A 13,969-nucleotide genomic window follows, 5' to 3' on the forward strand; every position below is an offset into this window, starting at 1 on the left:
TAGACCTCACAGATACTTCGCGATGCCCGGCGTGCTTTGTCACGCTCCCGCCTTCCGCGGTGTGCTCACAATGTGGGCTTGATCTCAATCACCCGGATGCCGCCCTTCTCCGCGAAGAATCACTCGACGTCGCGGCTCTGCTCGATTCCCGGCTCGAGCTCATCGGCAAGATCCGTTTCGAGACCGCCGCCGAACGCAAACGCGTTCGTGACGAAGTTCGGGATGCCGAATACGCTGCGCTCGAAGCTGCGGCAGCACAACGCGCAGCCCGCGTGGCCGCCATGTTGCAATCCAGTGATCACACCGTTGCGGCCCCGGAGACGCCGGCTCCGATCGAGGCTCCGGTGCATCCGCAGTTCCCGCAGCCCACGCCCATCGCTGCTCCCACCCCGGTCGCTTCCGCGATGCCGACTCCCGTTTCAGTTCCACCCACCACTGAAGCCACAGCTCCGACAACGATCGACGCCCCCGCTGCTCGCTCGCACGCTGGCATCCAGGTCATCCTGCTGATCGTGGGAGTGTCGCTGCTCTCGGTCGGCGCGATCTTCTTCCTTATCTACGCCTTCATTAGCTTTGGGCTCATTTGGCGGTCGGCGATCATCGCAACCATCACTATCGCCAGCATCGTCGGGGCAACCATGGTGAAGAAGCGTGGGCTCTCTGCTACCGCTGAAGCCCTATCCGCACTTGCCATCGTGCTTGTCGGGCTCGATATCTACGCTGTGCGTGCGAATGAATTACTTGTCGTCGGCGACCCTGCCGGCCGCGTGTACTGGGGCTCAGCGATGATCGTCGCTGCGCTGGGATTCATGTGGTGGCATCGGGCGAGCACAATCAGGCTCGTCAATGTGGTGGCGTTCGTGGCTTTCCCGCCCGCGGCTGCCCTCGTCGTCGCCGGCTTGACCGACGGACGGTTCCCTGAGGCAAATGTGCTGCTCCCCATGGTGGCGTTCACCACCGCGACGCTCATCTACCTCGTAGCTGCGCACGGAGAATACTCTGGGCGAGTAGAGCGCACGACCATGCTCGTTTTCGCCTATCTGGGGCTCTCGATCGGGTTCTTCAGCGCAATCATCTCTCTGTTCGTCTCGTCAGAATTCGCTGGCAATCGCTCGACGGGAATCTGGCTCCTCGTCTTGGGCGCGGTAGCGGCAATCCACAGCACCGCGGCTCATCGTGCGGCCTTCGATCCGATCATCCGCAACACTTTCGCGATGATCGCAGGTCTCACGATCGCGACAGCAGTGTCGACTCTCCTATCGAACGACTCCCCTATCGCGGTGTTCTCCGTTGCCGCTGCGCTCACCACTCTTGCGGTGCTGAGCGAGGCGAGCGGGCGACACTTCGGCGCGACAAGCCGGAGTACCACCCTGTGGGCATCGCTCGGCGTTTGGGCGATTACCGCGATCGCGCTGATCGCGCCCCTCAGTGCGTCGCTCTCTGTAGCGCTGCAGTATTTCTCTCAGACGTCCCTGCGCCGCACCACCGCGGCGAGCGCGCCGTTCGCCATCAGCGACAACGGCTGGCCTCAGCTTGCCCTCCTCAGCGTTCCAGTAATTATGGCGTTGGCGTGGTGGGCCACGCGGCAACTCCGCGGTCGGCTCTCTCTGCTGCTCGCGAGCGCAGGGGCCGCGCTCGCCCTAGCAGCGCCGCTGGCCGGAACGCTGCTGCTCGCTGTTGCGGTGTGGCTTGCGCTAGCTGTACTGGCTGTCGTGGCAATCGGTGTGAGCCAACGCCGCCGCCCCGGACTGCGCCTCAGCACAATCATTCTTGCCCTGGGCGGTTTCACTCCGCTAGCGCTTGCCTTCGGTTCAGGATGGTCCAGCTACGGAACGTGGCTTCTCGCCAGCCTCGGCACAGCGGCCGTGCTCTTTGCCGCCCGCTACCTCGTGACCGTTGTGTCAGTTCGCACGACGATGCTGGGCTTGACGATGCTCGTGCTGTTGCTCGCGGCCGCGGGCGTGGGAGAACAGCTGCAATTCGCACTCACTCCCCTCGATCCCCATCCGCTCGAATCGTGGATGACCGTCTCCGTTCTTGCCGTCGTCATCAGCGCGCGATCGCTCTGGCCCCGCACCCGCGAAGTGACCGCCCTCGAACGACAGGTTCTGTGGTGGATAGGGATTGTCGGCACCGCAGTTGCGGGCATCATTCTTTGGGTAGCAACAGGCAGCGGGGCCCCTTTCGCGAATGCACCACTCGCCCTGAGCCTCACAACCATCAGCCTGCTCGTCTCTGTGCTGTTCGTCGCAGTGCTTATCGTCACGATGCTCAACAACACCGCGCTAGTTGCCCGAGCCTCAGCAAATACGGGCGCTACGAATGCCGCGAGCGCAACGAGTGCAACGAGTGCACCGACAGGGCGCTCGATCGAAAGCTTCGTTGCCGCTGCGGCGCTCGCGCCCGCGCTGGTGTGGGCACTCGATAGTGCGAGCCGTACCGCTGGTCTCGGCGCTATAGCGATCGAGTTAGCGCCGGCCACGGCATCCGTTCTCGTCGGAGCGCTCACGATGGCCCTGCGTGTGCGGGGCCGACACACATTCGTGCGACGCATCGCTGAACTCAGCGCGCTCACCGTTGCACTGTTCACCACAGCGAGTGCAATTCTTCAGCCCCACGAGACACACTGGCTGATCGCGCTTCTCGTCTCGATCACCCTTCTGCTGGCATCGATCTCCGCCGACGGAATCGTAGGCTCGGCTTCGCCACGGCGCTTCGTTATCTGGGGTGCGGTCGCATTCGCCACGTGGGCCTTGTGGCTACGCCTTGAGCAATACCGAGTCGAGGCGCTCGAGGCCTACGTACTGCCGCTTGCCGCGGTTGTGGTGGCAATCGCCATCTTTACGGCCAGAGCAGAACTACGCGAATCCCGCCTGCGTTCTGGAGCGTTCATCGCTCTCGCTGGACTACTTATCGCCGTTGTGCCGCTCGCGCTGAACTCCGCAAGTGGCTCAGGCACCAGCACCCTCGTCATCTCCGCCCTGTGTGCGGCGCTCCTGATTGCCGCGTCGTTCATTGCGCCGCGCGAGTCGTTGCTCAGTTTCTGGGGAATCGCCGTTGTCGCCTCAGCCACGGGACTCATCACCGCCACAGCAGCGCGCGTTCTCTACTCCGTGACCGCCGCACCGAGCGCGCTGCCCGAAGCAGAAGTGTGGCTCATCGGCGCTGTAGTAGTCATGACGATCGCGAGTTTCGGACTCGCCTCCGCCGGTTTCGCGCGTGTCTCGCACTCCACCCTGTGGCAGCGGTCGGGGCCCGTGCTGCTCGGCGCCGCCGTGACACTGCTGTATGTGGTTGAAGGCATCATCGTGATTGACCCGTCTACTTCGTCGACACCTCTCACCGACATCCGGGTGCTTGCCTTAGTCGCTCTTGGCGCGGTGCTTCTCGTTGTGGGCGCGCGCTTCGCGACGCCGCCTCTCACCCCCCACGTGACCTACCTTGCGTTCACCCTCGCGTCGTTCATTGCACTCGCGACCTACGCCCTGGGCGTCGTGCAGTACCTCGAGTTCTGGCTGATCGCCGCCATCCTTGGCTTCGGGATGATCGCACGAGCACTAATTATTCGCTCGCGTGAGGTCACGATGCTCGAACCGCAAGCGCTCTGGTGGACAGGCTTTGGCGCGACCGCATTCGCCGGAGCACACTTCTGGAACGCAAACGTCGTCGGCGGATCAGGAGTCACCGCTCCTTTCATGCTCGATGTAGCCGTCATCAATACCGTGGGTGCCGCGCTCCTCGTCGTAGCGTTGAGCTTCACCATTTTCGCTCGAGGCGCACACACGTTTGTGCCCGAGAACATTGCCGCAGCGGCAGCTCTCGCCCCCGCGACCGCCTGGCTGCTCGATAGCACTGCCAGAATGATCGAGCTCTCGGCAGTCGTGATCGAACTCGCTCCCGCAACGGCAGCAGTGCTCGTCGCTGCATTCAGCATGATTCTGCGACTGCGGGATCACCGCAGCGCCGTTCGTCGAGCAAGTGAGATCAGTGCTCTTACGGTTGCCGCAATCACGACGGTGAGTGCGGTTCTCGAGCCACAGAGCACTCCATGGCTGATCGTGTTGTTTGTGTCGGTCGCGCTGCTACTCAGTGCCATTTCGACTGACGGAGTGTTCGGGTCTGCATCACTTCGCCGCCACGTGGTGTGGGCTGCGGTGGCCTTTGGCACGTGGGCACTGTGGCTTCGACTCGATCAGGCCCGCGTCGACGCTCTTGAAGCGTACGTTCTGCCTCTCAGCGCCGTCGTGATCGCCCTCTCGATACTGATTGCACGCGCAGAGCTGAGAGGGGCGCGGCTAGCTTCGGCACCGGCGATCGCTCTCGTCGGCCTGCTCATTGCGGTGCTTCCCCTCGCGCTCAATGCTGCAGACGGCAACGGACTCCGCACCCTCATCATCGCGGGGCTCTGCGGAGCTCTCTTAGTGGCGGCCGCCTTCGTGGAGCCACGCAGCGAGCTCATCGACTTCTGGGGCGTCGCAATCATTGCGTCCGCATCCGGGCTCATTCTCGCGACTGCGTCACGGGCGTTCATCCTGCTGTCTGAAAATAGAGGACTGTTGCCTGAACTCGACTCCGGTCTGCTGGTCGCGGTTGCGCTTCTGGCTCTCGCCAGCTTCGGTGCCGCTGCGAGTGGATTCTCTCGTGACGAGAACCGCCCGGGGTGGGCAACCATGAGCGAAGTGCTGCTCGGCAGTGCCCTCGTGCTGCTTTATGGGATGGAAATCCTGACGTTGCTCGGCACAGACCAGCGAAACGCGTCGGTCGACGCCGTTCGCATCATTAGCCTGGTCGCACTCGGCAGCGTTCTTCTCGTGCTCGCGGCTCGTGCCTCTACGCGACCGCTTACCCACCGCATGAGCTACCTCGCCTTCACTCTCGCCAGCATCCTCGGCGTGATCGGGTACTTCGGAACGCTCGTGGAGCCACTCGAGTGGGTGTCTGTGCTTCTCGGGGTGGCTCTGCTCGCCCACGGAGGGCTGCGGATGGTGAGCGATCCGGATGCGCGCAGCATGCAGTGGCTTAGCGGCGGCCTCGTTGTGCTGCTGGCCCCCAGTCTCATCGCGACGTTTGTGGACACCGATAGCGCGGGAACTCAGTGGCGCATTGTTGCTCTCGGAATCGTCGGCGTGACGATCATCGTGCTCGGAGCATGGCTGAAGCTCAAAGCGCCCCTCATCATTGCCACCGTTGTCGTTCTCATTCACGCGTCGCACACTTTTGCTCCCGCGCTCATCAGCTTCTACCAGCTGACCTCGTGGTGGCTGTGGGCTGTGGTCGGTGGCGCGATCGTGTTGTTCCTCGGCATTACGCTCGAGCGGCGCATCCGCGATCTCAAGACGCTCAACACCAAATTCAGCGCCCTTCGCTAAGCAGAAAGAAGGCGACGCTAGCGCTGCAACCAGGTGAGCACCGCGAGAACGCGGCGGTGGTCGCTGCCCGAATCTTCGAGATTCAGCTTCTGAAATATTGCCGTCACGTTCTTTTCGACCGCGCCAACACCGATGACGAGCTGTTTGGCGATAGCCGCATTCGTGCGGCCCTCGGCCACGAGCGTCATGACCTCGTGCTCACGCGGAGTCAACGACATCAAGGGATCCTGACGGCGACCGACGAGTTGAGCAACAACCTCGGGATCGAGCACCGTGCTGCCGGCAGAAATCCGCTCCACCGCATCCTGCAACTCATCCAGAGACGCGACGCGATCCTTCAAGAGGTAGCCGACCCCGCCGCGACCTGACGACAAGAGCTCTTGCGCATACACAACCTCGACATACTGCGAGAGCAAGAGGATGCCGATCTGGGGCCGCAATTCACGCAAGCGAATGGCGGCGCGCACTCCCTCATCCCGAAACGTCGGCGGCATGCGCACGTCGAGCACCACAAGATCGGGAGCACAGTCGTCGAGGTTCGCGAGCAGCTCATCCGCGTCCCCAAACGCACCGACAACATCGAAGCCGGCTTCGACGAGCACACGCACGAGCCCTTCGCGCAGCAGTACCGAATCATCAGCAACAGCAACGCGCAAAGGGCTCATGCGCTTAAGACTAGAGGTCAACGGGCGCCCGATCTGCACTCAGTTTGGGCAAAGGCAGCCGCGCCGCTACCGTCGTTGGCCCACCAGTGGGGCTCTCGATCTCAAGGCGTCCGCCGACACCGCGAACACGTTCTTCGATGCCAGCAAGACCGTGGTCGGCGAGCACCGCGGCGCCGCCCTGGCCGTCATCCGTGACCTGAACGAGGAGCCAGGGACGGCCATCCGATTGCTCGGTGAGAAGCCGAACGGAGGCATGGCCAGCGTGAGCGTGCTTGGCGACGTTGGTGAGCAATTCAGCGACAACGAAGTACGACGCACGCTCGACTTCGCCTGGAAGAACGAGCGGGGTCGGAAGCTCGGAGGTGAGCGTCGTTGGCACGGCTGCGCGCGCGGCTACTGATTCAAGGGCTGCAACGAGGCCACGGTCGAGCAAAAGTGGCGGTGCGAACCCGCGTGACAGAGCCCGCAGTTCTTCGAGCGCTTCAGCCGACTGCGCTTGGGCTTCCGTGAGCAACTGGCGAGCCTTGTCTGGATTGGTGTCGAGCTGGCGTTCAGCAGCCGCGAGATCCATCTGCAGTCGCACGAGACGCTGCTGCGGGCCGTCGTGGATGTCACGCTCCAGCCGGCGAAGCGAGTGACCTTCTGCCGAGAGGGCAGCGCCACGCGACTCTTCGAGGGACTGCACTTCGCGGCGAAGACCATCCGACTTGAAGGCGGTGAGGGTTCCGCGGGCAAGCCACCACTGGGTCAGAACGAGGCCGCGAGTGACGAACGGGAGGGTGGCGATGAAGATGAGGCCGATGACGAACGCAACGATGTTGTCGGCAATTACAGGGTTCCAACCGGCGGTGTTGACCCCGAAGAGGCCGAAGGACCACTCGCCGATCGACCAGTCGGGGTCGCCCGTCTGCACTTCACCATCGAGGGCCCACGCGAAGATTCCGGTAAGTCCGACGGTGAGCCACACGAAGGAGATCGTCCACGTGATGATCGTGAGAATGAAGCCAAGAATTGTGGTGTGCAGCAGGTACAGCCAGTAGTGGGCGTTGCCGAGCGTCGCAGCGAGCCAGCCGCCGAAACCTGTAGCGGCTCGGTCGTCTTGCCAATCCGGGCGCTCTAGCCGGGCCCGGCCAGTCCATTCCAGAAGGTTGACATGGGCCAGCCCGAAGCCGCGGCCAACATACAACGCCAAAATCATGACAAAGAACCCGATAAGAAAGACCGCGAGTGTGCCGATCCCGGTAGCGACGAGCGAGATTGCCACGCCGAATCCAGTTATCGCAATCGGGAATCCGAGGATCAGATAGAGCACCTCTTTTGGCGTGGTGCGCCACAGCTGCCAATAGGGGTTTCGGGGCTTCGTCACAGTGTCTGTAGTCATTAGTCTCTCGCTTTAGTCTCGCGCATTGGCGGGGCGGATGTTCGTCTCCTACAGAATCGCGAAAAGCAGAAACACTCCCCAGCGTGGATGCACACAAAACGGCAGTGGGGATATCCCCCGTGAGCGAGCTCTGCGTTGCAGACTGGCATCCATTCGGCACTGTCGGAAACCGCGTGTTGTAGCGGGTTAGCGTTGCCTCAGCTTGCTTGCGAATTTTTTGCGCCGACGTAGCGTTGTACCTGTAGAACAACGAAGGAGCACACAATGACCGAAATTAAAGCAGTTCCGCAGACCTCAGCAGACCCTGATGTCACCTCGGGTGTTGCCCAGTTCCTCGGCCCGGTCGTCACCGACCTCACGGCCCTGTCGATTGACGGCAAGCAGGCTCACTGGCACGTTCGCGGTGTCAACTTCCAGGCAGTACACGAACTTCTCGACGTCATCGTCGACCACGCCCGCGAGTGGGCAGACACGGCAGCAGAGCGCGTAGTCGCTCTCGGACTTCCGATTGACGCTCGCACGCAGACCGTCGGCGCCAAGGCAACGACTCCGAGCATGACCGCAGGCTTCCAGCAGTCCGATGAGGTCATCGCGCAGGTTATCGCCGCGATCGATGCGACTCTCGTGACCGTCCGCACCGCCGTTGACGAGCTCGGTGAGCTCGACAAGGTCAGCGAAGATGTTGCCATCGAGATCGCTCGTGGGCTGGAGAAGGACCGCTGGTTCCTCTTCGCTCACCTCGCCACCAAGTAACTTCTCTGGCGGTCGCTTCACCGCGACTAGTTGAGCCTCCGATTCGTCGTCGCTACAACTGGTTGTGAGTGAAGCGCCCATCCAGAATCGTCGCGTCAACCCGCATCGCCCGCAGCTCATCACCGCTGCAGTCGAGCGGGTTTTTGCGTGTCACAACAATGTCCGCCACTTCGCCCACGGCGATGGTCGATTGCACCGAGGCCTTGAGAGCTTCGGCTACGGTGATGCGCTGTTCGGGATACCACGGCTCCCGCCCATCGCGGCTGCGGCTCACAGCCGACGCGATCGCTGCCCACGGGTCGAGCGGGGCGACCGGAGCATCCGAGCCCATCAGAAGTTCGATGCCGGCATCGAGCATGGAACGCAGCGCGATCGTGCGGTGGTTGCGTCCGGGCCAGAGAGCGTCGGCAACATCGCGGTCATCCATGGCGTGTTCGGGCTGCACGCTTGCTGCGATTCCGAGAGCCGCGAAGCGAGGCAAGTCCGATTCAGAAAGTGACTGGGCGTGCTCGATGCGGCCACGGCATCCGACGATTTCAAAAGCGTTGAGGGCGAGCGTGTTGGCGTCGTCGCCGATGGCGTGCACGGCGGGCGACAAACCGGCGTCGCTGGCAGTGCGGATCCACTCGACGAGTTCGTCAGCGGGGATGTTGAGCACTCCCCTGTTGTGTGGTTCGCCCGGGTAATGCTCGACGCAGTACGCGGTGCGGGTGTTGAGCGAACCGTCGGTGATGATCTTGAACGGCCCGACTTCGAGCAGTGGCGCCAACTGTTGCCCGGTGGCGAGGCCTTCGAAGATGGCGCGTTCCAGGAAGCGCGGGTAAACACCAACGCGCACCCGGAAGAGATCGAATCCTTCGAGCATGCGGCGCTGCCAGTTCTCGAACTCCCACGTCATTTCGAGATCGACGATTCCGACGACGCCACGGGATGCCGCTTCCGCAGCCCCGTCACGGATCCAGCCATCAAGAATGTCGGGCTCCACTCGGCTGAGCGCACTTCCGACAGCGAAGGCTTCTTCTTCGCGCAGGAACCCGGTGGGGTGGTCGTAAAAACCGAAGCGCTCGAGGGCGAGACTGTTGAGCCAACAGGAATGCAGGTCGCCGCTGACGAGCACGACGGCGATGTCGGAGACGGCCGAGTCGAGCAGGGCGCGAGTGGGCTGGTCGGGCCAGAGGGCGTCGCGGAATCCTTGACCCACGATGATGCCGTCGGACTGCGGGAGCACCGAAGTAGCAAGGGTGACAGCAACTTCGGTGGCCGAGGTCGTGTGGCTGAGATCAAGGCGCTGCGATTGCTGCGCCCACATGCTGGAGTGCACGTGCTGATCCCACAGGCCGGGCATGATCCAGCGGCCGTCGAGATCGATGGTGTCGTGATCGGCAGCGTCGCTGTCTGCAGCAACGTCGCCAGCGGCATCCGCCGACTGCCCGTGGGGCTCGATAGCGGAGATGCGTCCCTCGGTGAGGGTGACATCGACCAGGGCGGAGGCATCGTCGCCGACGATGCGCGCGTTAGTCAGTTTCACTCGGTAGTGCCCTTGTCATTTCTGCGGCTAGTTCTGAGCTAGCGTACGCGCAGTTAGAGCGGTGACGCACTTTAGCTACCCAGTGGTGCTTGGCAGCTGGGGCACCAGTACAGCTTGCGGGCCGAGGCGAGTTCCATTGCGATGTTCGTGCCACACACACGGCACGGCAGACCTTCGCGGTGATACACCCAGTGACGGTCATCCCGGCTCGCGAGCGCGGCCGTGTAGTCGTCGCCGGTGAGCCCATCCATTGTCATCATCTGGCCGGTACGCACACCGATTTCGAGCAGGTGGGCCCAGTCGCGCCAGAGTTCGCGCACCAGTTCTTCGGGGATGAGCTTGCCCGGTGTGTGCGGATCGAGGCGGGCGCGGAACAAAATCTCGGCACGGTAGACGTTGCCGATGCCGCTGACGATCGACTGATCCATGAGTTGGATGCCGATAGCCGTCTGCTTCTTGCGAACGGTTGCCACAAAGCGTTCTTCGGCCTCGCCATTGTCGTCGACCAAGGGGTCGGGCCCGAGCTTGTTGAGCGCGACTTGCACTTCGTCGGGATTCAGCACTTCGCACGCGGTGGGCCCGCGCAAGTCAGCACACGTCGTGTCGGTGAGCAGGCGAACCCGCACGGCGCCGATGGGCTCGGGCGGGAACTCTGAAACCGTGTCGCTGGCTTTCTCTTGCTCCGACATCCGCAAGCGCGTGCGGCGCGGGGCACCGATGCTCGCAAGCGAGTCTTCGTGCTCCCCCACAACCGTGTTGCCCGCACCCGCCGCAGCGCTGCTCATCTCGACAGCCCCAGACCCAGCGTCAGCATCATCAACAACGGTGCCGTGCTGGTTGGTCTGCCCCATGCGCCCGGCAGCAGATGCGGTAGTCGCGTCGGCCGTGAAGTTGCCGGCGAAATCCCAGGCTCCGTAGAGCCCGAGGTGCACGCGCAGCCAGCGGTCGTGCTCGAATTCGAGGAACATCTGCTTGCCCACGGCTTTGGCGCTGAGCATCCGAAGTCCATCGATGCGTTCGGCTCCCGCAGCAAAGCGACCTTGCGGTGATGACACGGCGACGGTTTTGCCGACGAAGTGCAGCGCGAACTGGCGCGCAATGCGATGTACGGAATGCCCCTCAGGCATTAGTCGTCGAAGGGGTGCGCGGCGATGGCGCCTGTCGTCTCGTACTCGGCAAGCTGAGCGATGCGGCGGGCGTGGCGCTCGTCGCCCGAGAAGGGCTCGGCAATGAAGAGGTCGATGAAGCGCGTGGCTTCGTCGACGGTGTGCTGACGGGCGCCGATGGAGATGACGTTGGCGTCGTTGTGCTGGCGGGCCAGAGCGGCGGTCGAGTCGTTCCACACGAGGGCGGCGCGGATGCCCACAACCTTGTTGGCGGCGATCTGCTCACCGTTTCCCGACCCACCAAAGACAACACCGAGCGCTTCGACACCGGCAGCCTGGTCGGCGGCGACACCACGGGCTGCGGCGATGCAGAATCCGGGGTAATCGTCGAGAGCGTCGTACTGAACGGGGCCGTGATCGATCACTTCGTGGCCGGCATCGGTGAGGTGCTGCTGCAGGGTGGCACTGAACTCGAGGCCAGCGTGATCGGTGGCGATATGGATGCGCATTTGTCCAGTCTACGGTCGCGATCATCCACCATTGCCGACATTCAGCGGGCGCGGCATAAGCTAGTTGGGTGCGGTCACAAACCGCCCCAAGACGAAGGAGTTGTACGTGCCCGGAGAGAACCTCACCCGAGTTGAAGCGCAAGAACGCAAAGCGATTGTCAACGTAGACAGTTATGAGATTGCGCTTGACCTCACCACTGGCCCTGAGACGTTTAAGAGCAGCACGACTGTTCGTTTTACTGCCACTGCTGGCGCATCCACTTTCATTGATTCGATCACCCGCACGGTTGACTCGGTCACCCTCAACGGCACCGCTCTTGATGTTGCTGCCGTGAACGATGGTGTGCGCATCCAGCTCGACAACCTTGCTGAGAACAACGTTCTTGAGGTTGTGGCGGATGCCGAATACACCAACACCGGTGAGGGTCTGCACCGCTTCGTTGACCCCGTTGACGACGAGGTTTACCTCTACTCGCAGTTCGAGGTGCCGGATTCGCGCCGCGTTTTCGCTGTGTTCGAGCAGCCTGACCTCAAGGCCACGTTCCAGTTCACGGTGACCGCACCGGCACGCTGGGCCATGATCAGCAACTCGCCCACCCCTGAGCCTGTTGTGGATGGCGAGAACGCCACGTGGGAGTTCCCACCCACTCAGATCATGGCGAGCTACATCACCGCGATCGTGGCTGGCCCGTATGCCGAGGTTCGCGACGAGCTCACCTCGAGCGATGGCCGCGTCATCCCCCTCGGTATCTTCACGCGTGCTTCGCTGAGCGAGTACCTCGATGCTGACTACATTTTCGAAAAGACCAAGCAGGGCTTTGAGTACTTCGAGAAGCACTTCCAGTACCCGTACCCCTTCCCCAAGTACGACCAGCTGTTCGTGCCCGAGTTCAACGCGGGTGCCATGGAGAATGCTGGCGCTGTCACGTTCACCGAGACCTACGTCTTCCGTTCGAAGGTGACCGACGCCATCAAGGAACGTCGCGTCGTCACGATCTTGCACGAGTTGGCTCACATGTGGTTCGGCGACCTCGTGACCATGAAGTGGTGGAACGACCTGTGGCTCAACGAATCGTTCGCTGAGTGGGCATCCACCATCGCTACCGCTGAAGCTACCGAGTGGACCGAAGCGTGGACCACGTTCGCGGCCATGGAGAAGAGCTGGGCCTACAAGCAGGACCAGCTTCCGTCGACTCACCCCGTCTACGCGTCGATCAACGACCTCGATGACGTTCTCGTCAACTTCGACGGCATCACCTACGCCAAGGGTGGCTCGATTCTCAAGCAGCTCGTTGCTTGGGTTGGCCTCGAAGCGTTCATGGCTGGCGTTGCGGCGTACTTCAAGAAGCACGCCTACGGCAACTCCGAGCTCAAGGATCTGCTCGTTGAGCTGGAGAAGACCAGTGGCCGCGAGCTCATGGAGTGGAGCAAGCTGTGGCTTGAGACCGCTGGCGTGAACACGCTGCGTCCGGATGTGGTGACCGCTGAAGACGGAACCGTCGAAAGCTTCGCAATCGTTCAGACCGCAGCCGACGATTACCCCACGATCCGCCCACACCGTCTCGCTATCGGCTACTACTCGCTGGAGGACGGCAAGCTCGTTCGCCACCACCGCATCGAGATCGATGTTGAAGGCGAGCGCACCGAGGTTCCCGAGCTCGTCGGTACGAAGCGCCCCGACCTCATCCTGATCAACGATGACGACCTCGCGTACGCGAAGATCCGTCTCGATGACGCGTCATTGGCGGTGGCGATGAACCACCTCTCGGACATCACTAACCCGTTGGCTCGTGCCATCGTGTGGGGTGCCGCGTGGGATGCTGCTCGTGATTCTGAGACTCCGGCCAGCGATTATGTTGCCCTGGTTCTCGGCAACATTGCGTCGGAGACCGAGTCGACCACCATCCGCACCACGCTCGCGCAGCTGGTTCTGGTTGCTAAGCAGTACGTTGCTCCTGAGCGTCGTGCCGCCACGGTCGAGAAGATCGGCGACACGCTCTGGAGTCTCGCTCAGAGTGCTGAAGCTGGATCGGATGCTCAGTTCCAGTTCGTGAAGTACTTCGCGAATGTGGCCTCCACCGAACAGCACGTTACGGTGCTTCGCGCTCTGCTCAGCGGTTCGACCACGCTGGAGGGTCTCGAGATTGACACTGACCTGAGCTGGGAGCTTCTGGAGGGCCTCGTGCTCAACGGTGCTGCCGGTGATGCTGACGTGGATGAGGCGCTCGCCAAGGACAAGACGGCAAACGGCCAGCAGGCTGCGGCTCGGGTTCGTGCGACGATTCCAACCGAGGCTGGCAAGCAGGCTGCGTTTGATTCGCTCGTGAAGAGCGACAAGGCTCCGAACGCGATCGTGCGCAACGTGACGATGGGCTACACCCACGTGAACGACCCCGCTGTGCTGGAAGCTTTTGTGGCTCCGTACTTCGAGGCGATCAACGATGTGTGGAACAACCGCAGCTACGCGATTGCCGAGACGGTCCTGCGTGGCCTATACCCGGCACCGCTGGCAAACCAGGGACTCGTGGATGCCACGAACGCCTGGCTTGAGGCAAACCCCGACGTGCCGGCCCTGCGCCGCATCATCGTGGAGAACCTTGCGGGTGTTGAGCGTGCGCTGGTAGTTCAGGCTCGCGACAACTCCTAACCCCTTTCAGC

8 protein-coding genes are annotated in these 13,969 nt (G+C 62.5%); 3 read left to right on the forward strand and 5 right to left on the reverse strand.

Going from position 1 to position 13,969, the window contains the following annotated elements; translation table 11 throughout:
- Positions 1–59: 59 nt before the first annotated feature.
- Complete coding sequence (locus I6E81_RS03085) at positions 60–5,369, forward strand: SCO7613 C-terminal domain-containing membrane protein (protein ID WP_197105936.1); 5,310 nt, start codon at positions 60–62, stop codon at positions 5,367–5,369.
- A gap of 17 nt (positions 5,370–5,386) precedes the next feature.
- Here the strand turns inward: I6E81_RS03085 and I6E81_RS03090 are convergent, their stop codons facing one another.
- A complete protein-coding gene (locus tag I6E81_RS03090; RefSeq protein ID WP_231600582.1) occupies positions 5,387–6,034 on the reverse strand; it encodes a response regulator transcription factor in 648 nt (215 codons plus the stop codon).
- Positions 6,035–6,044: 10 nt separating this feature from the next.
- Positions 6,045–7,415 (reverse strand): sensor histidine kinase, encoded by a 1,371-nt coding sequence (locus I6E81_RS03095; RefSeq protein WP_197105937.1) that lies wholly within the window; start codon positions 7,413–7,415, stop codon positions 6,045–6,047.
- 264 nt (positions 7,416–7,679) lie between these two features.
- Here I6E81_RS03095 and I6E81_RS03100 point away from each other — a divergent pair, with 264 nt between their 5' ends.
- The gene (locus I6E81_RS03100; RefSeq protein WP_197105938.1) at positions 7,680–8,168 is read left to right on the forward strand and encodes a Dps family protein; all 489 of its coding nucleotides are present in this window, start codon (positions 7,680–7,682) and stop codon (positions 8,166–8,168) included.
- 52 nt (positions 8,169–8,220) lie between these two features.
- Here the strand turns inward: I6E81_RS03100 and I6E81_RS03105 are convergent, their stop codons facing one another.
- The 3 genes from I6E81_RS03105 to I6E81_RS03115 form a co-directional block, all read right to left on the reverse strand.
- Positions 8,221–9,696, reverse strand: a complete 1,476-nt coding sequence (locus I6E81_RS03105; RefSeq protein WP_197105939.1) for an amidohydrolase — start codon at positions 9,694–9,696, stop codon at positions 8,221–8,223.
- Positions 9,697–9,767: 71 nt separating this feature from the next.
- Complete coding sequence (locus tag I6E81_RS03110) at positions 9,768–10,823, reverse strand: Fpg/Nei family DNA glycosylase (protein ID WP_197105940.1); 1,056 nt, start codon at positions 10,821–10,823, stop codon at positions 9,768–9,770.
- Positions 10,823–11,311 carry a ribose-5-phosphate isomerase gene (locus I6E81_RS03115; protein ID WP_197105941.1) on the reverse strand — a complete coding sequence of 163 codons (489 nt, stop codon included), beginning with the start codon at positions 11,309–11,311 and terminating at the stop codon, positions 10,823–10,825. The genes I6E81_RS03110 and I6E81_RS03115 overlap by 1 nt, the downstream gene beginning before the upstream one ends.
- A 106-nt stretch (positions 11,312–11,417) precedes the next feature.
- Between I6E81_RS03115 and pepN the strand changes: the two genes are divergently transcribed.
- Positions 11,418–13,958: an aminopeptidase N gene (gene pepN / locus I6E81_RS03120; protein WP_197105942.1), complete on the forward strand. Its 2,541-nt coding sequence runs from the start codon at positions 11,418–11,420 to the stop codon at positions 13,956–13,958.
- The last annotated feature ends 11 nt before the right edge of the window (positions 13,959–13,969 follow it).

It is taken from the genome of Salinibacterium sp. NG22 (assembly GCF_015864925.1).
Lineage (GTDB): Bacteria > Actinomycetota > Actinomycetes > Actinomycetales > Microbacteriaceae > Rhodoglobus.

Bases quoted from the DNA above. Each gene is read 5' to 3' on its own strand.
- I6E81_RS03090 (WP_231600582.1), bottom strand. From the start codon at position 6,034: ATGAGCCCTTTGCGCGTTGCTGTTGCTGATGATTCGGTACTGCTGCGC.
- I6E81_RS03095 (WP_197105937.1), bottom strand. From the start codon at position 7,415: ATGACTACAGACACTGTGACGAAGCCCCGAAACCCCTATTGGCAGCTG.
- I6E81_RS03100 (WP_197105938.1), top strand. From the start codon at position 7,680: ATGACCGAAATTAAAGCAGTTCCGCAGACCTCAGCAGACCCTGATGTC.
- I6E81_RS03110 (WP_197105940.1), bottom strand. From the start codon at position 10,823: ATGCCTGAGGGGCATTCCGTACATCGCATTGCGCGCCAGTTCGCGCTG.
- I6E81_RS03115 (WP_197105941.1), bottom strand. From the start codon at position 11,311: ATGCGCATCCATATCGCCACCGATCACGCTGGCCTCGAGTTCAGTGCC.